This is a genomic window from Enterobacter sp. N5-15, assembly GCF_057221635.1.
Window position 1 is genome coordinate 29,609 of record NZ_CM170150.1, and the last position, 22,571, is coordinate 52,179.

Genomic DNA, 22,571 nt, shown 5'->3' on the forward strand with positions numbered 1-22,571 from the left:
CATGCAGAAACAACATGATAACGTCATTCTGGAACTCACCGTCCGCAACCACCCTGGCGTCATGACCCACGTCTGCGGGCTCTTTGCCCGCCGGGCGTTTAACGTGGAAGGCATTCTCTGCTTGCCGATTCAGGGCAGCGAGCACAGCCGCATCTGGCTACTGGTCAACGACGATCAGCGTCTGGAGCAGATGATGGCGCAGATCGACAAGCTGGAAGACGTCACCAAAGTGGCGCGCAACCAGTCCGATCCCACCATGTTTAACAAAATTGCGGTGTTTTTCGAGTAAATCACTTAAGGTAAGAGGCTTTTGCCGGATGGCGCTGCGCTTATCCGGCCTACAAGGACTTTACACGTAGGCCGGATAAGGCGTTTACGCCGCCATCCGGCGTGTTCACGCATCAGGATCAACCCATGACCACCATCGCTCTCATCGACGACCACCTTATCGTCCGCTCCGGCTTTGCCCAGCTTCTGAACCTCGAGCTGGATTTTCAGGTCGTGGCCGAGTTTGGTTCCGGCCGCGAGGCGCTGGCGGGCCTGCCGGGGCGCGGGGTGCAGGTCTGTATCTGCGACATCTCGATGCCGGATCTCTCCGGGCTGGAGCTGCTAAGCCAGCTGCCGAAAGGGATGGCGACGATTATGCTGTCGGTCCACGACAGCCCGGCGCTGGTCGAGCAGGCGCTCAACGCGGGCGCGCGCGGCTTCCTCTCTAAACGCTGTAGCCCCGACGAACTGATCGCCGCGGTGCGTACTGTCTCCACCGGCGGCTGCTATTTAACGCCGGATATCGCCATCAAGCTGGCGGCCGGACGTCAGGATCCGCTCACCAAACGCGAGCGTCAGGTTGCGGAAAAACTCGCGCAGGGGATGTCGGTAAAAGAGATTGCCGCCGAGCTGGATCTGTCCCCGAAAACCGTACACGTTCACCGCGCCAACCTGATGGAAAAACTTAACGTCAGCAACGACGTCGAGCTGGCGCGCCGCATGTTCGACAGCTGGCAATGAGTCCCGTCTTTTCGCGGCTGATCGCCGTTGTCGCCAGCTTTTTTATCTTCTCCGCCGCCTGGTTTTGCCTGTGGAGCATCAGCCTGCATCTGGTGGAACGTCCGGAGCTGGCGGTGCTGCTGTTTCCCTTTGGGCTGCGTCTGGGGTTAATGCTCCAGTGTCCGCGCGCCTACTGGCCGGTTTTGCTGGGCGCAGAGTGGCTGATGCTGGTCTGGCTGGCGCAGGAAGTCGCTCTCGCGCACCTGCCCTTATTGATGACCGGAAGCCTGCTCACGCTTCTCCCGGTTGCGCTGATTTCCCGCTACCGCCACCAGCGCGACTGGCGCACGCTGCTGCGCCAGGGGGCGGCGCTGATTGCCGCCGCGCTGCTGCAGTCGCTTCCGTGGGTAGGCGAGAAGGAGATGCTCAACGCCCTGCTGCTGACCCTGACCGGCGGCCTGACGCTGGCACCAACCTGCCTCGTGATCTGGCACTACCTCACCAGCACCGTCTGGCAGCCGCTCGGCCCGGCGCTGGTTTCCCAACCGGTGAACTGGCGCGCCCGGCACCTCATCTGGTATTTGCTGCTGTTTGTGGTGAGCCTGTGGCTCCAGCTTGGCCTGCCCGCCGAGCTTTCACGCTTCACGCCGTTTTGTCTGGCGCTTCCAATCATTGCCCTGGCCTGGCACTACGGCTGGCAGGGGGCGCTGATTGCGACGCTGATGAACGCCATTGCGCTGATTGCCAGCCAGACCTGGCACGATCATCCGGTGGATCTGCTGCTTTCCCTGCTGGCCCAGAGCCTGACCGGGCTGTTGCTCGGCGCGGGCATACAGCGCCTGCGCGAGCTGAACCAGTCCCTGCAAACCGAGCTGGCGCGCAACCGCCGTCTGGCGGAGCGTCTGCTGGAGACGGAAGAGAGCGTGCGGCAGGAGGTTGCCCGGGAGCTGCACGACGATATCGGCCAGACCATCACCGCTATCCGCACCCAGGCGGGCATTGTTCAGCGCCTGGCGGCGGAAAACGCGGGCGTGAAGCAGGGCGGGGCGCATATCGAACAGCTTTCGCTGGGCGTCTATGACTCCGTTCGCCGCCTGTTAGGACGGCTGCGCCCGCGCCAGCTTGACGACCTGTCGCTTGAGCAGGCTGTGCGTTCCCTGATGCGCGAGATGGAGCTGGAAAGCCGCGGAATTGTCAGCCATCTCGACTGGCGTATTAATGAAGCCACCCTGAGCGAAGGCCAGCGCGTGACGCTGTTCCGCGTCTGTCAGGAGGGGCTGAACAATATCGTCAAGCACGCCAGCGCCAGCGCGGTCACGATCCAGGGCTGGCAGCAGGACGAGCGCCTGATGCTGGTGATTGAAGACGACGGCTGCGGCCTGCCGCCGGGCTCCAGCCAGCAGGGCTTTGGCCTGGCGGGCATGCGCGAGCGCGTGAAGGCGCTCGGCGGCACGCTGAACATCTCCTGCACCCACGGGACGCGCGTCAGCGTCAGCCTGCCGCTACGGAGTTACCATGTTTAAAACCCCTGCCAGCGCCGCGCCGATAGGCGATAAAGCGGAAATCGACGCCCGCTACCGCTACTGGCGTCGCCATATCCTGATGACCATCTGGCTCGGCTACGCGCTGTTCTACTTCACCCGCAAAAGCTTCAACGCCGCCGCGCCGGAAATCCTCGCCAGCGGCGTGATGACGCGCACCGATATCGGCCTGCTGGCGACGCTGTTTTACATCACCTACGGCCTGTCGAAGTTCTTCTCCGGCATCGTCAGCGACCGCTCAAACGCGCGCTATTTTATGGGCGTTGGGCTGATCGCCACCGGTGTGGTGAACATCCTGTTTGGTTTCTCCACCTCGCTGTGGGCCTTTGCCCTGCTGTGGGCGCTGAACGCCTTTTTCCAGGGCTGGGGCGCGCCGGTCTGCGCCCGCCTGCTCACCGCCTGGTACTCGCGCAACGAGCGCGGCGGCTGGTGGGCAATCTGGAACACCGCGCATAACGTCGGCGGGGCGCTGATCCCTATGGTGGTGGGTGCCGCGGCGCTGCACTACGGCTGGCGTGCGGGGATGATGATTGCCGGTGGCCTCGCAATTGTCGCCGGGCTGTACCTCTGCTGGCGCCTGCGCGACAGGCCGCAAACCGTCGGCCTGCCGCCGGTGGGCGACTGGCGACACGACGAGATGGAGATTGCCCAGCAGCAGGAAGGCGCGGGGCTGACCCGCAGGGAGATCCTCACCAAATACGTGCTGAAAAATCCGTACATCTGGCTGCTGTCGCTCTGCTACGTGCTGGTCTACGTGGTGCGCGCGGCGATCAACGACTGGGGCAACCTGTACATGTCCGAGACGCTCGGCGTGGATCTGGTGACCGCCAACTCGGCGGTGACGATGTTCGAGCTGGGCGGGTTTATCGGCGCGCTGGTGGCGGGCTGGGGATCGGACAAGCTGTTCAACGGCAACCGCGGTCCGATGAACCTGATTTTTGCCGCCGGGATTTTGCTCTCCGTCGGCTCGCTGTGGCTGATGCCGTTCGCCAGCTACGTGATGCAGGCGGCGTGCTTCTTCACCACCGGCTTCTTCGTGTTTGGCCCGCAGATGCTGATCGGCATGGCGGCGGCGGAGTGTTCCCACAAAGAGGCGGCAGGCGCGGCGACGGGCTTTGTCGGACTGTTTGCCTATCTCGGCGCATCGCTCTCCGGCTGGCCGCTGGCGCGGGTGATCGACGTCTGGCACTGGAGCGGTTTCTTTGCGGTGATTGCCATCGCGGCGGGGATCTCCGCTCTGCTGCTGCTGCCGTTTTTGAACGCGCAGGCGCCGCGCGAGGTGAGCGAAGCGTGATGCGCCTCACCTTTTCGCCCCGAGTGGCGCAAAACTAGGAAATTTTCCCGGTTTTACCTGGACGCTGTCTCAGGCATCTCTCCCGGCTGATTTTTACAATGCTGCAAAAATCAGCTCAGGAGTAACTCAGTCATGCTGGCCTTCTTAAATCAGGTGCGCAAGCCGACCCTGGATCTGCCGCTCGACGTGCGGCGCAAGATGTGGTTCAAACCGTTCATGCAGTCCTATCTGGTGGTCTTCATCGGCTACCTGACCATGTACCTGATCCGCAAAAACTTTAACATCGCGCAGAACGACATGATCTCAACCTACGGGCTGAGCATGACGCAGCTGGGGATGATTGGCCTGGGCTTCTCCATCACCTACGGCGTGGGGAAAACGCTGGTTTCCTACTACGCGGACGGCAAAAACACCAAGCAGTTCCTGCCGTTTATGCTGATCCTCTCTGCCATCTGTATGCTCGGCTTCAGCGCCAGCATGGGCGCGGGCTCCGTCAGCCTGTTCATGATGATCGCCTTCTATGCCCTGAGCGGCTTCTTCCAGAGTACCGGCGGGTCGTGCAGCTACTCCACCATCACCAAATGGACGCCGCGCCGCAAGCGTGGTTCGTACCTCGGCATGTGGAATATCTCCCACAACCTCGGCGGGGCGGGTGCGGCTGGCGTAGCGCTGTTCGGTGCAAACGTTCTGTTCGACGGCCACGTGATCGGCATGTTTATCTTCCCGTCGATTATCGCCCTGATCGTCGGCTTTATCGGCCTGCGCTACGGCAGCGACTCCCCGGAATCGTACGGCCTCGGCAAAGCCGAAGAGCTGTTCGGCGAGGAGATCAGCGAAGAGGACAAAGAGACCGAAGAAAACGAGATGACCAAATGGCAGATCTTTGTTGAGTACGTGCTGAAAAACAAGGTGATCTGGCTGCTGTGCTTCTCAAACATCTTCCTCTACGTGGTGCGTATCGGTATCGACCAGTGGTCGACCGTGTATGCCTTCCAGGAGCTGAAGCTCTCTAAAGAAGTGGCGATTCAGGGCTTCACCCTGTTCGAAGTGGGCGCGCTGGTCGGCACGCTGCTGTGGGGCTGGCTCTCCGACCTCGCCAACGGCCGTCGTGCGCTGGTGGCCTGCGTCGCGCTGGCGCTGATTATCGCCACGCTCGGCGTCTATCAGCACGCCAGCAACCAGTACGTTTACCTGGCGTCCCTGTTCGCGCTCGGCTTCCTGGTGTTTGGCCCGCAGCTGCTGATCGGCGTGGCGGCAGTCGGTTTCGTCCCGAAAAAAGCGATCGGCGCCGCCGATGGGATTAAGGGCACCTTCGCCTACCTGATCGGCGACAGCTTCGCCAAGCTGGGTCTGGGGATGATCGCCGACGGCACGCCGATTTTCGGCCTCACCGGCTGGGCGGGCACCTTCGCGGCGCTGGATGCGGCAGCGATCGGCTGTATCGTCCTGATGGCGATGGTCGCGGTGCTGGAAGAACGTAAGATTCGCCGTGAGAATCGCGCGCAGAAATTAAAAACAGCCTGAGTGTGCAGGTAACTTCTTTGCCCGGTGTGTGATGCCGGGCTTTTTTACATTTTCGCCGACGGCGTTAATTCCTCCTCCCCGAATTCTTCAACATCTTTTCAGTACACTATTATGGTGCCGCCCGCTGTCGAGGCGCTGCGTTTCCCGCTATGATGAGCGGCTATTCTAAGGAGAACGCATGGTCTGGATAATGCTGGCAACGCTTGCCGTGGTGTTTGTGGTGGGATTTCGCGTCCTGACCTCTGATTCCCGCCGCGCCATCAAACGATTAAGCGAGCGGCTGGGGATCACCCCGATGCCGGTTGAGTCGATGATCGACCAGTTTGGTAAAACGTCGGGCAATGAGTTTATCCGCTACCTTGAGCGGCCGGACGAGGCGCATTTGCAAAATGCGGCGCAGGTGCTGCTCATCTGGCAGGTCTGCATTGTCGACGGCAGCGAAGAGAACCTGCATACCTGGCACCGCATGCTGCGTAAAGCCCGCCTGGCGGCACCCATTACCGATGCGCAAATTCGTCTGGCGCTTGGCTTTATGCGCGAGATGGAGCCCGATCCGCAGGAGCTTAACGCCTTCCAGCTGCGCTACAATCAGCTCTTCCTGCCGGAAGAGGGTGTGTTTTACCTGCACTGATCCCCTGTAAAAACGACAAAAGTTGTCAAATCGTTAAATCCGTCACACTTTTGATGATAAACTGCGCGACTTTTCCGCACGTTTTTATCTTCAGGTGACGCCATGACAGAACATATCCAGCCCACGACCAGACCGCAGACCAAAGAGGTTTCTCGCCCCAACTGGTCGGCCGTTTTCGCCGTGGCGTTCTGCGTCGCCTGCCTGATTACCGTTGAGTTTCTGCCGGTGAGCCTGCTGACGCCGATGGCGCAGGATCTGGGCATTTCCGAAGGCGTGGCGGGGCAGTCCGTCACCGTGACCGCCTTCGTGGCGATGTTCGCCAGCCTGTTTATCACTCAGGTGATTGGCACCATCGACCGCCGCAAGGTGGTCATCCTGTTCAGCGTGCTGCTGACGCTCTCCTGCCTGCTGGTCTCCTTCGCTGAAAGCTTCACCCTGCTGCTGCTCGGCCGCGCCTGTCTGGGGCTGGGGCTCGGCGGCTTCTGGGCGATGTCGGCCTCGCTGACCATGCGACTGGTGCCCGCGCGCACGGTGCCAAAAGCGCTTTCCGTTATCTTCGGTGCGGTCTCTATCGCGCTGGTGATTGCCGCACCGCTCGGCAGCTTCCTCGGTGGGATTATCGGCTGGCGTAACGTCTTCAACGCTGCGGCGGTGATGGGCCTGCTCTGCATCATTTGGGTGTGGAAAGCGCTGCCGTCGCTGCCGGGCGAAGCGGCGCACCATAAGCAGAACATGTTCGCGCTGCTGAAGCGCCCCGGCGTGCTGGCGGGGATGACCGCCATCTTTATGTCCTTTGCCGGGCAGTTTGCCTTCTTTACCTACATCCGCCCGGTGTTTATGACCATGGCGGGCTTTGACGTCGACGGCCTGACGCTGGTGCTGCTGAGCTTCGGTATCGCCAGCTTTGTCGGCACCTCGCTGTCGTCCCAGTTCCTGAAACGCTCCCTGAAGGTCGCGCTGGCGGGCGCGCCGCTGGTGCTGGCGCTGAGCGCGGCGGTGCTGGTGCTGTGGGGCAGCGATAAGTGGGTTGCGTCGGCGATTGCGATTATCTGGGGCTTTGCCTTTGCGCTGGTGCCGGTGGGCTGGTCGACGTGGATCACCCGAACGCTGGCCGATCAGGCTGAAAAAGCCGGGTCGATTCAGGTGGCGGTGATCCAGCTGGCGAACACCTGCGGTGCGGCCATTGGCGGCGTGGCGCTCGACCATCTGGGGCTGACGTCACCGCTGGTGATTTCCGGTACGCTGATGCTGCTGACGGCGCTGCTGGTGGCAGGGAAGGTGAAGGCGAAGTAGTGCTTTTCTCCCTCTCCCGTGGGAGAGGGTTGGGGTGAGGGCATCAGGCTACGCCGATGCCTTAACCCTTCTCCGCGAATCCATCGAAATCAGCACCACCGACGACACAATCAGCAGCGTCCCCAGCCAGTCCGGCAGGGTGAACGCCACGCCCAGCAAAATCACCGACAGTAACGCGCTGCTCAGCGGCTCGGCGCAGCTCAGGATGCTCGCCTTCGGCCCGCCGATCATCTGTGCGCCTTTCAGGTACAGGCTGAACGTCAGCGCGGTGCCAATCACCACCAGATAGAAAAACGCCAGCAGCAGGCTGCCGTCAATCACAAAGGTAGTTCCGCGTCCGGCGTAGAACGGCGTCAGCATCAATCCGGCAATCAACATGCTCCAGCCAACAATCGGCAGCGTGCCGTAGCGGGCGATCAGCGTTGACGGATAGGTGGTGTAAAACGCGGCGGCGAACGCCGAGGCGATGCCGAAGAACAGCGCGGCAGGCGAGATGGAGAGCGAGGTCGGGTCGCCGTGGGTCACCAGCAGGAAGGTGCCGATAAGCGACGTCATGATGGCCGATAGGACAAACACCCCGGGGCGCTTTTTCCGCGCCAGCGCGAACCACGCCACGATAATCGTCGGCGACAGAAACTGCAGCACGGTGGCGGTCGCAGCGTTGGATTTTTCGATCGTCAGCAGGAAGGTGAGCTGCACGGTGAGCGCGCCGACCAGCGAGAAAATCAGCAGGCTGAGGGCGTCTTTGCGATGCTTGATGACCGAGAAAATCTTGTCGCCGTGAACGAAGGAGAGCGTCAGCAGGATCACGCCGGTAAACAGCAGGCGAACCATGGTCAGGTAAGGCGAAGAAATGTGGCTTTTCTCCATGATGTACTGCGCGCAAACCCCCGAGCTGCCCCATAAAACGGCGGCGATGAGGACGTTTAGCATCCCTTTGCGTGTGGAACCCATGTTCTCCCCTGCTATGTTGTCGTTAATTCGGTCAACAGCATAGCATGGTTGTGTGCGGCCTGATGCCCTCACCCCGGCCCTCTCCCACGGGGAGAGGGAGCAAACACTAAAAACGGCAACGTTACGTTGCCGTTTTGCTTTTACCTTAGAACCACGCCTCCCACATCGCGCCGACGTTGAAGTCGTCGAGCGTTTCGTCTTTGGTGCCGTTTACGCGCGCGGTGCGTGCGTTATCCACCTTGCCGCCGGTCACGTAGAAGCGCAGCATCGGGCGGAACTCCGGCCCCATGGCGATAGACATGTTCTGCGACAGCGTCAGCTTCCAGCCCTTGTTGTCGCCGCCGTTGTCGTAATCCACATGCTGCCAGCCCGCTTCCAGCCAGGTGGAGTGAACGTCGTTCCACCAGTGCATTGGGCGCACGATGGCGTTGTAGTTCTTACGGTTGTCGGTCTTATCGCGGCTGTTGTCGTAGTCGTGGAAGGCGAGGATGTACTCCACCTGCGTCGCCTGGGTGAATTTGTACAGCCCTTCGAAGCTGGCGTAGACCGTGGTCAGATCCTCGGTTTTGTTGAACACGCTGTTGTCCGCGTTATCGGAGTAGCGGGCAATCACCTTGTTCACGCCGCTGTCGTTGGTGTGGCTCAGCACCACGCCGCCCTGCCAGGCGTTCAGACGCTCATTGCTCTCCACCGCCTTGGAGTCAAAGCCGTAGTTGGCGTACAGCTCCACGTCGATCGGGCCGAGCTTCATGCCGTGGATTTTTGAGGTTGCGGCGTAGTTGCCTTTGTCGCCCGTGCCGGAACCGCCGGTACAGGTGATGCGCGACGGGTTCGCTTCGTCTTCCATCACTTCCGGGCTACAGGATTCCACCGCCGCGACGGCGGCCACGTCGAACTGCACGCCGCCGATGTCGAAGTTCTTCACCCCGGCGCCCTGGCCGTCGTGGTTCATCCAGAAGTAATCGTTGATGCCCTGCTGCGGACGCTGGTGGAAGTCACGGCCGGCCCAGAAATAGGCGTTCGGGTTGGAGGCCATAATGTTGGTCACCCCCGCGTAGGCTTTTTTCAGGTTAACTTCGTCGCCCCAGTGGTCGATCATCACGTTAACGTCCCAGATGGCGCCGTTTTCACCCTTGAAGGCCTTGGAGAGCTGGAACTCCCCGCCGTTGCCTTCGTTGCCCAGACGACCAATGGCGGACGCGCCGTTGTAGGAGCCGTCCACCGCCACGTATTTCTGATCGGCGGCCTGGAAGTGCGCGCCGTAGCGGGCGTAGCCGGTAAATTTAATCCCGAACGGGATCGCCATATCGGGGGATTGCGCTGCGCTTTGCGGCTCGGTGACCACGTCCGCTTTTTTGGCGACCGCCGCATCCATTTTAGCCTGACGTTCGGCCAGGGCTTTATCCACCGCTTTCGCCACAATGGCGTCGATTTGCTCCTGGGTGAATTCCTGCGCGAGCACGGAAATTGGGCAAAGCGCGGCGATAACCGCCATGGTTAATGGAAGTTTTTTTATGGTATTCATGGTTATCTCAATATAGTTTAATTTTATTCAGACAATAACCATCCCGCTCCGATCTGACAGAGTATGTCGCTATCATCAGAACAAGTGGATCTCTATTTAGGGTACAGAGGGATTACAGTAATTATTTCGCCATAGACTATCTCTGATATAAATGAATAATTTCTTCGGACAATTCACGCGCTAATAAAGAATTCATTAAATGATCCTGCGCGTGCACCATGATTAACGTCATCGGCTGGCGGCCTTCGCCCGCATCCTGCTCGATCAGTTTGGTCTGCATCTTGTGCGCCTGGCGCGCGTAGCCGTCGGCTTCGCGCAGCAGGCTTTTGGCCTCGTCAATGTTGCCCTGACGCGCCGCGTGCAGCGCTTCAAAGCACAGGCTGCGGGACTGTCCGGCATTGACGATAATTTCCATTACGGCTTCTTCTAGTGCGATCATCATCATTACTCTTTATCAAAACTATTATTTAAGGCGGTGGCGGCAAACCACTCTCCGCTTTTTTTGATGGTGCGCTGCTGCGTCTTTAAATCGAGCTGAATAAATCCGTAGCGATTTTTATACGCGTTGCACCACGACCAGTTATCAATAAACGTCCACATATGGTAGCCAAGACAATTGCACCCTTCGCTAATACCCTTATGCAGCCAGGCTAAATGTTCGGAAATAAACTCGATGCGGTACCGATCGTTAATCTGGCCGTTTTCAATAAAGCGCTGCTCGTTTTCGACGCCCATGCCGTTTTCAGAAATAAAGCAGCGAGGGTTACCGTAATTGTCGCGCAGGTTGACCAGAATATCGTAAATACCCGGCTCGTAGATTTCCCAGCCGCGGTACGGGTTCATCTTGCGACCCGGCATCTCGTAGTTATCAAAGAACCACTCCGGCATAAACGGCGCCTGCGGGTTCACCGCGCTGTTGCGACACTTCACGCGACGCGGCTGATAGTAGTTCACGCCGAGCAGGTCGATTTTCCCTTCCGCAATCAGGAAACCGTCTTCCGGTTTACAGGCGGGTAATTGATCGTAGGATTTCAGCAGCGCCACCAGGTCCGCCGGGTATTCCCCTCGCAGGACCGGGTCAAGGAAGCTGCGGTTAAACATCAGGTCCGCGATGTGCGCCGCCTTCACGTCTGCCGGGTTCTGCGAGCGCGGGTACGACGGCGTCAGGTTCAGCACGATGCCAATCTCCCCCGCGTAATGCCCGGCGCGGTAGGCCTGAACCGCCTTCGCATGGGCCAGCACGGTGTGGTACGCCGCGGTGGCCGCCCGACGAAAATCCACCACGTTCGGATAGTGGAAATCGTACAGATAACCGCCTTCTACCGGCACGATCGGCTCGTTGAAGGTAAACCAGTGCAGCACGCGATCGCCAAACAGCTCGAAGCAAATCTGCGCATAGCGGGCGTAGGCCTCCACCACGTCGCGGTTTTCCCAGCCGCCGATTTCCTGCATCGCCATCGGCATGTCGAAGTGGAACAGGGTGATAAACGGCGTGATGCCCTGTTCATTCAGCTCATCAATGACCTGATTGTAAAAATCGACCGCCTCCGGGTTCACTTCACCGATACCGTCGGGGATCAGGCGCGCCCAGCTAATCGAGGTGCGAAAGCTGTTGTGGTTCAGCTGCTTTAACAGCTGAATGTCCGTTTTCCAGTGCTCATAAAACGTGGAGGTCTGCTGCGGCCCCACGCCGTTGTGAAAACGGTTCGGCTCGCGGGCAAACCAGTAATCCCACGTGGTTTCCCCCTCTCTTGCCCCTTCCGTCTGGAGAGCGGAGCTCGCGCTGCCCCACCAGAAGCTATCGGGAAATGCGTATTTCATGACTCTTCCTCTTTGACTTAATTGCTGGCGGCTTCAGCGTTACCGACGGTCGCCTGAGCTTTCTGCTCTTCGTTTTTGATGAGCGTACGCTCATAGGCGCGCAGGAACGGCAGGTACATCAGCGCGGACATCACCATACAGACCAGGCACATCACCACCGGGCTGAGCGCCCAGTTTGCCGCCCATGAGGCGCCAATCGGTGCCGGGGTGGTCCACGGGGTCAACGACACAACCTGCGCCAGCCAGCCGAGCCTGGTTGCGCCGTACGCCAGGCAGGCGTTGACCAGCGGAACGCATACGAACGGGATAAACAGCATCGGGTTCATGATGATCGGCGCGCCGAACAGAATCGGCTCGTTGATGTTAAAGAAGCTTGGCACCACGCCCATTTTGCCGATGGTGCGCAGGTGGGTCACGCGGCTGCGAAGCAGCAGGAATGCCAGCGGTAGCGTAGAGCCTACGCCGCCAATCAGCAGGTAGTGATCCCAGAAGCCCTGCAGGTAAACGTGCGGCAGCGCCGCGCCTGCCGCCAGCGCCGCCTGGTTTGCGGAGAGGTTCGCCATCCAGAACGGGTTCATGATGCCGGTGACAATCAGCGAGCCGTGAATACCGGCGAACCAGAAAATCTGGCACAGCAGCACGGAGAGCAGAATGGCGGGCAGTGAGTCAGAGGCGGACACCAGCGGCTCCAGCAGGTGCATGATGGCCTGCGGGATGATCATTCCGGTCTGCGCTTCGATGAACAGGTTCAGCGGGTGCAGCGTGCCGATCACCACCATCACCGGGATCAGGATCTCGAACGAACGCGCCACGCCGGTGGGCACTTCTTTCGGCAGGCGGATGGTCACGTTGTTCTGCTTCAGCCACGCATAGACGCGGGTGGAGTAGATGGCGGTGATCAGCGCGGTAAAAATCCCCTGGCCGGAGAGATACTGGGTCGAGATTTTGCCATCGGCATACGGCGCGGCGACCAGCAGGAAGGCCATAAAGGCCAGCAGGCCGGACATCACCGGGTCGAGGTTAAACTGACGCCCCAGGCTTGCCCCAATTCCCACCGAGATGAAGAAGGTCATCACGCCCATGCTGAGGTTAAACGGCAGCATCAGCTGTTCGCGATAGGTCTGGGAGAAATCCAGCCAGCCGCGGGCGAAGCTGTTGGTGGTATCCGCCGAGAACGGCGGGAAGATGAACACCAGCATAAACGAGCCGATGATCATAAACGGCAGCGCGGCGGTAAAGCCGTCGCGGATGGCAATCACATACTTTTGCTGGCCCAGCTTGGCGGCCAGCGGGGTAATTGACTGCTCAATAACCGCGACCATGGATTGATATAACGAACTCATGTGAACACCTTTTAGTGTGCCGCTTCGATGAGCGACAGAGCATAGTCCAGTACTTTATCGCCACGCTGCATGCCGTAGTCCATCATGTCGATGGGCTGTACCGGAATGCCTTGCGTCGCCGCCTTGTCTGAGAGCGTCTTTAACATGTATTTCACTTGCGGTCCGAGAAGGACAACCTGGTATTGCGGAAACTGCGTATCAAATTCGGAAACACCGTACGCATCAATCTTCACCGGCAAACCACGTTCTTTCGCGACATCGACCATTTTGCTGACCAGCAGGCTGGTGGACATCCCGGCAGAGCAGCACAGCATAATCTTGAACATCGACAACCATCCTCTAAATGTAAAAAGTTATTGCGAGGATGATTGGACATTATACGGAAACCGGTTTCCATTCATAAAAGACAGAAGTGTGATACCCATCAAGATCCCTTGCTTATGAGGCTAATTAACCGGATGTGCATCACATAATTTGGCTGTTTTGACATCATTTTGAGTGGAAACGGAAAATCGGTTTCCATGGAAAACGGAAACGGATATACTCCGTTCTGGCTATAATGTGAGCCGAAGCGGTCATGGAATTTGCAGGCGCGAGGTAAGCCTGTCAGGGGAAAGAGATGTCGACAATCAATGATGTATCACGTCTTGCCGGGGTGTCTAAAGCCACGGTATCGCGAGTGTTGAGCGGGTCGCGTGGCGTAAAGGAAGCCAGCCGTCAGGCCGTACTGAAAGCGGTGGATGAGCTGAACTACCGGCCTAACGTGATTGCCCAGTCGCTGCTGAGCCAGTCGACGGGCTGTATCGGGGTCATTTGCGCGCAGGAAAACATTAACCAGACCACCGGTTATCTGTACGCGCTGGAAAAACAGCTCAGCCAGCATCAAAAACACCTCCTGCTGCGCTTCGCGCACAGCAAAGCGGAAGTGATGAACGCCCTCGAAGAACTCTCCTGCGGCCTGTGTGACGACATCCTGGTGATTGGCGCCCGTTTCCCGCTGGACGTGGATATGGACAACGTCATTTTGGTGGACTGCATGGAGTCTGATAATTCCAACAGCATCCAGTTCGATCACGCCTTTGCCGCCGAAACCGCCTGTAACTACCTCACCAGCCAGGGGCGTCGCCAGATTGCGCTGATCCACCCGCACGGCAGCGGTTTTGCTGACCAGGTGCTGCTCGGCTACAAGCATGCGCTGGAGAAAAATTTCCTGCCCTTCAATCGCAGCCTGGTCTTTATGGACGCCACCTCCTCATCCGTTGCGCTGCAGGAGCTGCTTAACAACGCCAGCACCCTGAATTTCAACGCGCTGCTGGTGGCGGACGAGCAGGAAGCCCAGCGGGTGATCCCGCAGCTGCAGGCGTTCAATAAATCCGTGCCGGACGACATTATGGTCTTCAGCCTTGCCGGATCGCTGCACCTGCCGGGCATTCCGGTGATCCCGGCGATTGAATATTCCATGGACGCGATGGCGGCGCGCATCGTGAGCTGGCTGACGGAGAAAACGCAGATGCTGGGGTCCTATGTTCTGCGCGGGGATTTAATTATCCCGGACATGCGTAAGCGCTAAAAATGTTGTGTAGGCCGGGTAAGCGCAGCGCCACCCGGCGAGAACTCAATAATCTTCCAGACAATCCACCTGACCCACCGCCGCCCAGTAGGCGTCCAGGTTGTCGCGCTTCACGGCGGTAATGGCGTTTTTGATCAGCAGCTGATTGGCCTCGGACGACAAAATCATCTCCTGCCAGGCCTTATCGCTCTGCTTTTTCTGTGGCGTACAGGTTTTCTTAATATCTTTCAGGACCTGCTGCTTTATTTGCGCCTCTTTCGCCGGATCCTCCTTTTCCTGAGCATGGACAAACGCGGCGAAGAGCAGACAAACCAGCAGGCAGACCAGGTGCGCAGCTTTCATCAACAACCCCCTTTAGAAGTCACATGCTTCCCATGAAATATATCGTTACATTCAGTGTAGCGATTCCAGCCGAAAGTATGATTTTCTCTTTTCTGCGCATGAGAATCGCCCACCGATAAGGTTACTGGATCCCCCCGCCCAGCGACTGCCACAGCGTGATGCGGTTCTCCAGGTCGGTTTGCTGCAGCGCAATCAGCGATTCCTGCGCCGACCACAGCGACCGCTGCGCGGTCAGTACCGTCACATAATCTCCCGCGCCCGCCTTATAGCTGCGCGTTGCCACGTCCAGCGTTTTCTGCTCCGCCGCCACGTATTCGCGCTGGGCGTCGAGCTGCTCGCTCAGGGTTTCACGTCGCGCCAGCGCGTCGGCCACGTCCTTAAACGCGCTCTGGATGGCTTTCTCATAGGTGGCGATCAGCCCCTTCTTCTCCGCTTCCGCGTAGCGCAGCTGCGCCAGGTTGTTCCCGCCGCTGAACAGCGGCAGGGTGATGGACGGCGCGAACGACCAGACCTTCATCCCGTGGCTGAACAGAGATGAGAGCGAATCGCTGCCGACGCCCGCGCTGGCGGTCAGTGAAATGGTCGGGAAGAAGTTGGCGCGCGCCGCGCCGATATTGGCGTTGGCGCTCAGCAGGTTATGTTCCGCCTCCTGAATGTCCGGGCGGCGCAGCAGCGCGCTGGAGCTGACGCCCGCCGGGATCAGCGTGATGGCGTTATCGCTCAGGCTCTCGAGCGTGCCGGGCAGCAGGTTCTCCGGCACCGTATCGCCCGCCAGCAGATTGAGGGCATTTTTGTCCTGCATCACCAGCGTCCGGTAGCTCGCCACGCTGGCGCGCGCCTGCTGGTAAACCGCCATCGCTTCGCTGACGTCCGTCGCCGCCGCAACGCCCACTTCCTGCTGGCGCTTCACAATCTTGAGTGAGTTCGCGGCGCTCTCCATCGTGGATTCCGCCAGCGCCAGGTTGCTGTTATCCGCCGCCAGCGTCACCCAGGCCGTGGTCAGCTCGCTAACCATCGTCAGGCGCGTGTTCTGCGCGGTGAACTCGCTGGCAAGCCAGGTTTCACGCGCGGCGCGGGAGAGGCTCTGGTTGCGGCCAAACAGATCCAGCTCGAAGCTGGAGACCGCGCCGTTGGCTTCGTCGCTGGTGGTCACGCCGCTCGCCAGCGTGCGGCTGCGGGTGTGGCTCAGCTCGGCGTCCACCGTCGGGAACAGGGACGAGCGCGTTTCACCGTACTGGGCGCGGGCGGCATCGATATCCGCAATCGCTTTTTGCACGTCGCGGTTGCTGTTCAGCGCCATCGTCACCACGCTTTTCAGACGCGCGTCGTTCATTACCTGCTGCCACTGGCTCACCACGGCGGTGGCTTCGCCGTGCGCGCCGGGCAAAGTTGCCGGGACGGGGGCGTCCGGGCGTTGATACGTTGGATCTAACGACACGCAGCCTGCGCTCAGCAGGGCTAACGCTAAAATAGATACACGAAACATTATGACCTCCGGTTCGCGTGTTTACCGGAGAACAGACGTTTCACCAGTACAAAGAATAAGGGGACGAAGAAGATCGCCAGCAGCGTCGCGGCCAGCGTCCCGCCGATAATGCCGGTACCAATTGCCACGCGGCTGTTGGCGCCAGCCCCAGTTGCCACGGCCAGCGGCGTCACCCCTGCGATAAACGCCAGCGAGGTCATGACGATCGGCCGCAGGCGCGTCTGGGCGGCACGCAGCGCGGCGCGCGTCAGGGAGTACCCTTCCGCGACTTTGGCTTCGGCGAATTCCACAATCAGGATGGCGTTCTTCGACGACAGGCCGATGGTGGTGAGCAGCGCTACCTGGAAATAGACGTCGTTGTTCAGGCCGCGCAGGGAGGCGGCCACGGCCGCGCCCAGCACGCCAAGCGGGATCACCAGAATGACCGAAATCGGCACTGACCAGCTCTCATACAGCGCCGCCAGGCACAGGAACACCACCAGGATGGAGAGGGCATAGAGGCTCATCGCCTGACCGCTCGCCAGTTTTTCCTGCAGCGACAAACCGCTCCACGCCCAGGTGCTGCCGGACGGCAGATTATTCGCCAGCTGCTCCATTTTGCTCATCGCCGTGCCGGAGCTTGCGCCGCTGGCGTTTTCGCCCTGAATCTCATACGCCGCCGAGCCGTTGTAGCGCACCAGGCTTTCCGGGCCGTACTCCCAGCGGGTGGTGGCGAAGGCGGAGAAGGGGGTCATGGTGCTGTCGCTGCCGCGCACATACCATTTGTTGAGATCCGACGGCACGGCGCGATAGTCGCTGTCCCCCTGGATGTAGACCTTTTTCACGCGGCCGCGATCGATAAAATCGTTCACGTAGGTCCCGCCCCAGGCGCTGGAGAGGGTGTCGGTGACGTCGCTCAGGGACAGCCCCAGCGACACGGCCTTGTTGTTATCGATATCCACCTGAAGCTGCGGCATCTGCGGCAGATCGTTGGCGCGCACGGCGTGCAGCGAGCTGTCCTGGTTGGCTTCGCCAATCAGCTGGTTACGCAGCTTCAGCAGCGCGTCGCGGTCGGTGCCGCCGCTGGCCATCAGCTCAAAGGTAAAGCCGTTGCTCTGGCCCAGACCGTCCACCGCAGGCGGCGTCATGGCAAAGATGGTCGCATCGCGGATGGTGCTTAGCTCCTGCGTGGCGAGCAGGGCAATGGCCTGAGCGGTATTCTCATCGCCTTTACGCTCTGACCAGTTTTTCAGGGAGACAAACGCCATCCCGGCGTTCTGGCCGCTGCCGCTGAAGCTGAAGCCCTCAATGGTGAAGATCACGTTGGTGTTGGCTTTCTCTTTGGTGAGGAACCATTCGCGCACCTGGCGGCTGACTTCGGCGGTACGCACCGTCGTCGCGCCTGCTGGCAGGGTGTACTGCACCATGATTTCACCCTGGTCTTCCGTCGGCAGGAAGCTGCCCGGCAGCTTAAGCATGGCGAAGCCCATCGCGCCGCAGAGCAGGGCGTAGATGACCAGCATGCCGCCGGAACGGCGCAGAGCGCGTAGCACCTTGTTTTGATAGCCGCGCTCGGTCCTGCTGTAGAAGCGGTTAAACGCGCCGAAGAAGCCCTTTTTGTGCGGCGCCGTGTGGCTCAGGATCGAGCCGCAGAGCGCCGGCGTCAGAGTCAACGCTACCACCACGGAGAGGAACATCGCCGAAATAATGGTGACCGAGAACTGACGGTAAATCACCCCGGTGGAGCCGCCGAAGAAGGCCATCGGCAGGAATACCGCAGAGAGCACCAGCGCAATGGCGATCAGCGCGCCGGAAATTTCGCCCATCGATTTTTCGGTCGCTTCCCGCGCGGGCAGCCCTTCGTCGCGCATAATACGCTCGACGTTTTCCACTACCACGATGGCGTCATCCACCAGGAGCCCAATCGCCAGCACCATCGCAAACAGCGTCAGGGTATTGATGGAGTAGCCGAACAGCGCCAGCACGCCGAAGGTGCCCAGCAGGACCACCGGTACCGCCAGCGCGGGGATCAGCGTCGCGCGGATGTTTTGCAGGAACAGGTACATCACCACCACCACGAGGATAATGGCTTCGAACAGGGTCTGAATCACGTCCTCAACGGAGATCTTGATGAACTCGGTGCTGTCTTTCGGGTAGGCCACGTCGTAGCCTTCCGGCATCGACTTTTTGAACTCGGCGATTTTATCTTTCACCGCCGTGGCGGTATTAAGCGCGTTCGCGCCCGGTGAGAGCATGACCGCCATACCCGCCGCCGGGTGGCCGTTGAGCTTCGCGGTGGCGGTATAGTCTTCGCTGCCCATCTCCACGCGGGCGACGTCGCTGATGTGCACGACCGCGCCATTGGACTGGCTCTTCACGATGATGTTTTTGAACTGATCCACCGTCTGCAGGCGCGACTGGGCGCGGACGGTGGCGGTCAGCTGCTGGGCGTTCGACGAGGGCAGCGCGCCGATTTTACCGGCGGAGACCTGCACGTTCTGGGCTTCAATCGCGCTCTGCACGTCGGACGGCATCAGCGAATAGGACGCCAGCTTCGCCGGGTCGAGCCAGATGCGCATCGCATATTCCGCACCGAACACCTGCAGGCTGCCAACGCCCTCCACGCGCGCCAGCGGGTCCTGCATATTGCTCACCAGCCAGTCGGCGATATCCGAGCTGCTGGCGGCGTCGGTTTTATCGTACACGCCCATGATCAGCAGGAAGTTGCTCTGCGATTTCTCGACGGTAATGCCGGACTGCTGCACCTCGGTCGGCAGGCGGGATTCTGCCTGCTGGACCTTGTTCTGCACCTGCACCTGGGCAGTGTCCGGATCGGTTCCCTGCTCGAAGGTGACGTTGATGCTTACCGACCCGTCCGAGCTGCTGGTGGAGGTGAAGTAGAGCAGGTTATCCAGCCCGGTGAGCTGCTGCTCGATCACCTGCGTCACGCTGTTTTCCAGCGTCTGCGCTGAGGCGCCGGTGTAGGTAGCGGAGATTTTGATCGACGGCGGGGCGACGTCCGGGTACTGCGCTACCGGCAGCGTGCGGATCGCCAGCATCCCGGCGAGCATGATAAGAATGGCGATAACCCAGGCAAAGACCGGGCGACGCACGAAGAAACGGGAAAACATCAGGCGTTTCCTCCGCTGGCTTTCATCTCTTCGGCTTTCACTTCCTGCCCGGCGGCCACTTTGTCAGTGCCTTCCACAATCAGCTTATCGCCCGCCTTCAGGCCGCTCAGCACCAGCCATTTGTCGCCGTAGGTGTCGCCCGTCTCCAGCTGACGCTGCTCGACCTTGCTGCTGGCGTTTACCACCAGCGCGGTGGCGGCGCCTTTGGCATCGCGGGTGATGCCCTGCTGCGGGGCGAGGATCGCGTCGCTCATGACGCCTTCATCCACCCTGGCGCGAACGAACATGCCCGGCAGGAGCTGATGCTGCGGGTTCGGGAAGACGGCGCGCAGCGTGACCGAGCCGGTCGATTCATCCACCGCCACTTCGGTTAACGCCAGACGGCCTTTCTCGCTGTAGGTGCTGCCGTCTTCAAGGATTAACGACACGCTTAGCGTATCGCTGTTAGTGGCAAGGGTTTGCTTACGTAAACGCAGCAGATCGGCGCTGGAACGGGTGAGATCGACGTACATGCTGTCCAGTCCGCGAACGGTGGCGAGCGCGGTATCCTGCTGGGCGGTCACCAGCGCGCCGGGCGTGACGGAGGAGATGCCGATGCGTCCGGAAATCGGTGCGGTGACGGTGGTCCAGTTGAGGTTAATGCGCGCGCTCTCCTGCGCGGCCTTCTTTGACTCAACGCTGGCCTTGTCCTGCGCGCAGGTGGACTTCGCGTCCTCTGCGTCCTGACGCGACACGCCGTCGTCTTTCACCAGCTGCGCATAGCGCTGGGCCTTCTGGCAGTCGGCCGCTACCAGCGCCTGCGCCTGCTTCAGCGCCGCGGCGGCTTCATCGTAGGCGGCGCGGTAGCTGGAAGGGTCAATTTGATACAGCGCCTGTCCGGCTTTAACGGTATCGCCTTCGGTGAACAGCCGCTTCTGAATAATGCCGCCCACCTGCGGGCGCACTTCGGCGCTCATGGCGGCGGTGGTGCGGCCCGTCAGCTCGCTGACGACGGACACAGGCTGGCTCATGAGGGTGACAATTCCCACATCCGGAAGAGGACGCTGGGGAGCAGATGTTTGCGCATTATCGCACCCTGTCAGGAGGAGTAATGCCGCGATGGAGGTTGTTATGGTTTTCATAATCTTTTTCCAGGGTGAACGATGCCTGCCCTGTTAATCGCTTAACAGGGAGGAGGGCTATTTAAAGACACAGCGATACCGCATCTCTGGCTGAGCCAGAAATGTAAAAATGGGGAATTACTTATTCCCGCTAATTATTCATATGCGATTACTTCGCAGAGAAAAGCATATTTAAAATATCCTGATAAAGAGGTTCTAATTGTTCTGACGGGACTTTTAATGGCGTGAGTCGACGATAAATCGTCCCCTCAATCATCACTGCGGTAATCTCCACGCAGCAGCGAATATGCTCGTCGCTCAGGTGGGGAAACTGTTTTTTCAGATGCGCGCAGGCGTTGGCAAACATGCGCGATTCGGCTTCTATCAGCATCGTTGCCACCTGCGGATTGCGCGTGGCCTCGGCGGACATTTCCAGCATCAGCGCATCGTCATCTTCGTTGAGCGTTTGCCGCCAGGCGAGCGCCTGCGGCATCCCCTCCACCAGGGTTTTACCCTGCATCTCCTCGATGCGCGAGTCGATGATTCGCCGGATCATCTCTTCGATAATCGCGTCTTTGTTGCTGAAATAACGGTAAATTTGCCCGACGCTGAGCTTCGCCTCGCTGGCAATCTGCGACATGCTGGCGGCGTGGAATCCGCTGGCGCGAAAGCAGCGGCGCGCGGCGATGATGATCTCGTCCTGACGCAGTTTTTGTCGTTCTTCCAGCTTTGTGCTCATCGTCGGCTACCGTGTAAAAGTGAGAATGATCGTTCTCAGTATACGTTTTAGGTGCGTATTGGAAAGGCTTTTTTTTATTTACATATTGAATGAATATTTCCAGGGTTAAACAATGGAGGAAATAAGGAGTTTTTATGAAGGTGAAGCTGTGAGATATTCAGATTGCGCTGAAAATAAGGAGAACAATATGCAGTTGAGCATCACTGAAAAAGTTACGCCAGAAGAAAAAGAAGAGTTATTAACGGGGCTGAGATCGTATAACGGGCATTTTTTAGATCTGTCGACCTTCAGCGGGGATATTGGCGTTTACGTGCGGGACGAAAAAGGCATCATGCTCGGCGGGCTAATTGGGGTGCGTAAAGGCGACTGGCTGAATATTGATTTTCTGTGGGTCAGCGAGACCGTGCGCGGATCCGGCGTTGGCAGCCAGCTCATCAGAACGGCCGAAGAGGAAGCCCGACGCAAAGGCTGCAGGCACGCGCTGGTCGATACCGCCAGCTTCCAGGCGCGCCCGTTCTATGAAAAACAGGGGTACCAGCTGCAGATGTCTTTGCAGGAATATCCGTATGAAGGCATGCAGCGGCACTATCTGACGAAAGCGCTTTAACCGCCGATCCCGGTGCCGATCACGGCAAGCGCATGACGGACAATGATTTCCGGCGAGAGGGATTTTAGCCTCTCGTCATTGCGCATGCGTGAGAACGGCACCAGCACCAGGCTCAGCAAGGTCGTAAACAGCAGCTCCGGTGCCAGCGCCTGATTCAGCTTCCCCTCCTGCTGCCAGCCTTTGATGGTGGCAAGCGTCGCCTGATACTTCTCGTCACCAAACCGCGCCTGAAGATGGGTGCGCAGTACCGGCATTTCGCCAATCACCTCCTGCATCCACAGCGGCGCAAACCAGTGATGCTGTTCTGCCAGTTCGGCCAGCACCTTGACCATTTCCGTCAGGGCGTTCACCGGCGAATCCCGGTTATCGGCAAAAATCGTCCCGATCCTCTCGCGTAACGGCAGAAAACGCTCCTCAATCATCGCATCCAGCAGCTGCTCTCGGGAGTTGAAGTAATAGTGCAGCATCGCGGGCGTGACGCCCGCCTCTTTGGCAATGGCGTTGAGTGAGGTGTTGGCGATCCCCTGACGGGAAAAGAGGTTCAGGGCGATATCCAGCAGCTGTTCGCGGCTGGCGGTAACGCGTTTACCTCCGCGAGGGCGGCCGGGGCGGCGCGGTTCAGAATTGTCTTTTAATGCTGGCATGACCACGGTGCCTCTTGATCTTATTCATCACTTCCACAAATATTAATTATGCGATTAATT

21 protein-coding genes are annotated in these 22,571 nt (G+C 59.5%); 9 read left to right on the forward strand and 12 right to left on the reverse strand.

Annotation, left to right across the window (positions count from 1 at the left end):
• The first annotated feature begins 1 nt into the window (after nt 1).
• The 7 genes from ilvN to nepI all read left to right on the forward strand — a co-directional run bounded on the left by ilvN (nt 2) and on the right by nepI (nt 7,270).
• On the forward strand, nt 2-289 hold the full coding sequence (gene ilvN / locus AC2TE5_RS00150) for an acetolactate synthase small subunit (protein ID WP_010426528.1): 288 nt from the start codon (nt 2-4) through the stop codon (nt 287-289).
• A 125-nt stretch (nt 290-414) separates the two neighbouring features.
• Nucleotides 415-1,008 (forward strand): response regulator transcription factor UhpA, encoded by a 594-nt coding sequence (gene uhpA / locus AC2TE5_RS00155; protein ID WP_213330425.1) that lies wholly within the window; start codon nt 415-417, stop codon nt 1,006-1,008.
• On the forward strand, nt 1,005-2,510 hold the full coding sequence (uhpB, locus tag AC2TE5_RS00160) for a signal transduction histidine-protein kinase/phosphatase UhpB (RefSeq protein ID WP_484612440.1): 1,506 nt from the start codon (nt 1,005-1,007) through the stop codon (nt 2,508-2,510). Before uhpA ends, uhpB begins: the two co-directional genes overlap by 4 nt.
• The gene (gene uhpC, locus AC2TE5_RS00165) at nt 2,503-3,822 is read left to right on the forward strand and encodes an MFS transporter family glucose-6-phosphate receptor UhpC (protein ID WP_484612441.1); all 1,320 of its coding nucleotides are present in this window, start codon (nt 2,503-2,505) and stop codon (nt 3,820-3,822) included. Before uhpB ends, uhpC begins: the two co-directional genes overlap by 8 nt.
• A gap of 132 nt (nt 3,823-3,954) precedes the next feature.
• On the forward strand, nt 3,955-5,346 hold the full coding sequence (gene uhpT, locus AC2TE5_RS00170; protein ID WP_213330419.1) for a hexose-6-phosphate:phosphate antiporter: 1,392 nt from the start codon (nt 3,955-3,957) through the stop codon (nt 5,344-5,346).
• 178 nt (nt 5,347-5,524) lie between these two features.
• The gene (locus AC2TE5_RS00175) at nt 5,525-5,977 is read left to right on the forward strand and encodes a DUF1198 domain-containing protein (RefSeq protein WP_047646739.1); all 453 of its coding nucleotides are present in this window, start codon (nt 5,525-5,527) and stop codon (nt 5,975-5,977) included.
• A 102-nt stretch (nt 5,978-6,079) separates the two neighbouring features.
• Nucleotides 6,080-7,270: a purine ribonucleoside efflux pump NepI gene (gene nepI, locus AC2TE5_RS00180; protein WP_484612442.1), complete on the forward strand. Its 1,191-nt coding sequence runs from the start codon at nt 6,080-6,082 to the stop codon at nt 7,268-7,270.
• A gap of 48 nt (nt 7,271-7,318) precedes the next feature.
• Here nepI and AC2TE5_RS00185 read toward each other — a convergent pair whose 3' ends face one another.
• The 6 genes from AC2TE5_RS00185 to AC2TE5_RS00210 all read right to left on the reverse strand — a co-directional run bounded on the left by AC2TE5_RS00185 (nt 7,319) and on the right by AC2TE5_RS00210 (nt 13,239).
• Nucleotides 7,319-8,224 (reverse strand): DMT family transporter, encoded by a 906-nt coding sequence (locus AC2TE5_RS00185; RefSeq protein ID WP_248208803.1) that lies wholly within the window; start codon nt 8,222-8,224, stop codon nt 7,319-7,321.
• 145 nt (nt 8,225-8,369) lie between these two features.
• Nucleotides 8,370-9,749 carry a carbohydrate porin gene (locus AC2TE5_RS00190; RefSeq protein ID WP_484612443.1) on the reverse strand — a complete coding sequence of 460 codons (1,380 nt, stop codon included), beginning with the start codon at nt 9,747-9,749 and terminating at the stop codon, nt 8,370-8,372.
• A 136-nt stretch (nt 9,750-9,885) separates the two neighbouring features.
• Entirely contained in the window at nt 9,886-10,188 is a 303-nt protein-coding gene (locus AC2TE5_RS00195) for a PTS lactose/cellobiose transporter subunit IIA (protein ID WP_029741865.1), read from the reverse strand.
• Between the two features lie 5 nt (nt 10,189-10,193).
• Nucleotides 10,194-11,570 carry a glycoside hydrolase family 1 protein gene (locus tag AC2TE5_RS00200; RefSeq protein ID WP_484612444.1) on the reverse strand — a complete coding sequence of 459 codons (1,377 nt, stop codon included), beginning with the start codon at nt 11,568-11,570 and terminating at the stop codon, nt 10,194-10,196.
• Between the two features lie 17 nt (nt 11,571-11,587).
• On the reverse strand, nt 11,588-12,913 hold the full coding sequence (locus tag AC2TE5_RS00205; RefSeq protein ID WP_213330409.1) for a PTS sugar transporter subunit IIC: 1,326 nt from the start codon (nt 12,911-12,913) through the stop codon (nt 11,588-11,590).
• Nucleotides 12,914-12,924: 11 nt separating this feature from the next.
• A complete protein-coding gene (locus tag AC2TE5_RS00210) occupies nt 12,925-13,239 on the reverse strand; it encodes a PTS sugar transporter subunit IIB (RefSeq protein ID WP_010426508.1) in 315 nt (104 codons plus the stop codon).
• Nucleotides 13,240-13,532: 293 nt separating this feature from the next.
• Here AC2TE5_RS00210 and AC2TE5_RS00215 point away from each other — a divergent pair, with 293 nt between their 5' ends.
• On the forward strand, nt 13,533-14,483 hold the full coding sequence (locus AC2TE5_RS00215; RefSeq protein ID WP_196367203.1) for a LacI family DNA-binding transcriptional regulator: 951 nt from the start codon (nt 13,533-13,535) through the stop codon (nt 14,481-14,483).
• Nucleotides 14,484-14,528: 45 nt separating this feature from the next.
• Here AC2TE5_RS00215 and AC2TE5_RS00220 read toward each other — a convergent pair whose 3' ends face one another.
• From AC2TE5_RS00220 to AC2TE5_RS00240, 5 genes are all read right to left on the reverse strand, one after another.
• A complete protein-coding gene (locus tag AC2TE5_RS00220; RefSeq protein ID WP_032661999.1) occupies nt 14,529-14,825 on the reverse strand; it encodes a YicS family protein in 297 nt (98 codons plus the stop codon).
• Between the two features lie 121 nt (nt 14,826-14,946).
• Nucleotides 14,947-16,311 carry an efflux transporter outer membrane subunit gene (locus AC2TE5_RS00225; RefSeq protein WP_484612445.1) on the reverse strand — a complete coding sequence of 455 codons (1,365 nt, stop codon included), beginning with the start codon at nt 16,309-16,311 and terminating at the stop codon, nt 14,947-14,949.
• Nucleotides 16,311-19,421, reverse strand: a complete 3,111-nt coding sequence (locus AC2TE5_RS00230) for an efflux RND transporter permease subunit (protein ID WP_484612446.1) — start codon at nt 19,419-19,421, stop codon at nt 16,311-16,313. Before AC2TE5_RS00230 ends, AC2TE5_RS00225 begins: the two co-directional genes overlap by 1 nt.
• Entirely contained in the window at nt 19,421-20,542 is a 1,122-nt protein-coding gene (locus AC2TE5_RS00235) for an efflux RND transporter periplasmic adaptor subunit (protein WP_484612447.1), read from the reverse strand. Before AC2TE5_RS00235 ends, AC2TE5_RS00230 begins: the two co-directional genes overlap by 1 nt.
• Nucleotides 20,543-20,690: 148 nt before the next feature.
• Nucleotides 20,691-21,260, reverse strand: coding sequence for a TetR/AcrR family transcriptional regulator (locus AC2TE5_RS00240; protein WP_193940982.1), 570 nt, complete (start codon nt 21,258-21,260; stop codon nt 20,691-20,693).
• 187 nt (nt 21,261-21,447) lie between these two features.
• Here AC2TE5_RS00240 and AC2TE5_RS00245 point away from each other — a divergent pair, with 187 nt between their 5' ends.
• Complete coding sequence (locus AC2TE5_RS00245) at nt 21,448-21,867, forward strand: GNAT family N-acetyltransferase (RefSeq protein WP_484612448.1); 420 nt, start codon at nt 21,448-21,450, stop codon at nt 21,865-21,867.
• Here the strand turns inward: AC2TE5_RS00245 and AC2TE5_RS00250 are convergent.
• Nucleotides 21,864-22,511, reverse strand: a complete 648-nt coding sequence (locus AC2TE5_RS00250; RefSeq protein WP_032661988.1) for a TetR/AcrR family transcriptional regulator — start codon at nt 22,509-22,511, stop codon at nt 21,864-21,866. The genes AC2TE5_RS00245 and AC2TE5_RS00250 overlap by 4 nt on opposite strands.
• Nucleotides 22,512-22,571: the final 60 nt, after the last annotated feature.

Bases quoted from the DNA above. Each gene is read 5' to 3' on its own strand.
- ilvN (WP_010426528.1), top strand. From the start codon at position 2: ATGCAGAAACAACATGATAACGTCATTCTGGAACTCACCGTCCGCAAC.
- uhpA (WP_213330425.1), top strand. From the start codon at position 415: ATGACCACCATCGCTCTCATCGACGACCACCTTATCGTCCGCTCCGGC.
- uhpB (WP_484612440.1), top strand. From the start codon at position 1,005: ATGAGTCCCGTCTTTTCGCGGCTGATCGCCGTTGTCGCCAGCTTTTTT.
- uhpC (WP_484612441.1), top strand. From the start codon at position 2,503: ATGTTTAAAACCCCTGCCAGCGCCGCGCCGATAGGCGATAAAGCGGAA.
- uhpT (WP_213330419.1), top strand. From the start codon at position 3,955: ATGCTGGCCTTCTTAAATCAGGTGCGCAAGCCGACCCTGGATCTGCCG.
- AC2TE5_RS00175 (WP_047646739.1), top strand. From the start codon at position 5,525: ATGGTCTGGATAATGCTGGCAACGCTTGCCGTGGTGTTTGTGGTGGGA.
- nepI (WP_484612442.1), top strand. From the start codon at position 6,080: ATGACAGAACATATCCAGCCCACGACCAGACCGCAGACCAAAGAGGTT.
- AC2TE5_RS00185 (WP_248208803.1), bottom strand. From the start codon at position 8,224: ATGGGTTCCACACGCAAAGGGATGCTAAACGTCCTCATCGCCGCCGTT.
- AC2TE5_RS00190 (WP_484612443.1), bottom strand. From the start codon at position 9,749: ATGAATACCATAAAAAAACTTCCATTAACCATGGCGGTTATCGCCGCG.
- AC2TE5_RS00195 (WP_029741865.1), bottom strand. From the start codon at position 10,188: ATGATCGCACTAGAAGAAGCCGTAATGGAAATTATCGTCAATGCCGGA.
- AC2TE5_RS00200 (WP_484612444.1), bottom strand. From the start codon at position 11,570: ATGAAATACGCATTTCCCGATAGCTTCTGGTGGGGCAGCGCGAGCTCC.
- AC2TE5_RS00205 (WP_213330409.1), bottom strand. From the start codon at position 12,913: ATGAGTTCGTTATATCAATCCATGGTCGCGGTTATTGAGCAGTCAATT.
- AC2TE5_RS00210 (WP_010426508.1), bottom strand. From the start codon at position 13,239: ATGTTCAAGATTATGCTGTGCTGCTCTGCCGGGATGTCCACCAGCCTG.
- AC2TE5_RS00215 (WP_196367203.1), top strand. From the start codon at position 13,533: ATGTCGACAATCAATGATGTATCACGTCTTGCCGGGGTGTCTAAAGCC.
- AC2TE5_RS00220 (WP_032661999.1), bottom strand. From the start codon at position 14,825: ATGAAAGCTGCGCACCTGGTCTGCCTGCTGGTTTGTCTGCTCTTCGCC.
- AC2TE5_RS00225 (WP_484612445.1), bottom strand. From the start codon at position 16,311: ATGTTTCGTGTATCTATTTTAGCGTTAGCCCTGCTGAGCGCAGGCTGC.
- AC2TE5_RS00230 (WP_484612446.1), bottom strand. From the start codon at position 19,421: ATGTTTTCCCGTTTCTTCGTGCGTCGCCCGGTCTTTGCCTGGGTTATC.
- AC2TE5_RS00235 (WP_484612447.1), bottom strand. From the start codon at position 20,542: ATGAAAACCATAACAACCTCCATCGCGGCATTACTCCTCCTGACAGGG.
- AC2TE5_RS00240 (WP_193940982.1), bottom strand. From the start codon at position 21,260: ATGAGCACAAAGCTGGAAGAACGACAAAAACTGCGTCAGGACGAGATC.
- AC2TE5_RS00245 (WP_484612448.1), top strand. From the start codon at position 21,448: ATGCAGTTGAGCATCACTGAAAAAGTTACGCCAGAAGAAAAAGAAGAG.
- AC2TE5_RS00250 (WP_032661988.1), bottom strand. From the start codon at position 22,511: ATGCCAGCATTAAAAGACAATTCTGAACCGCGCCGCCCCGGCCGCCCT.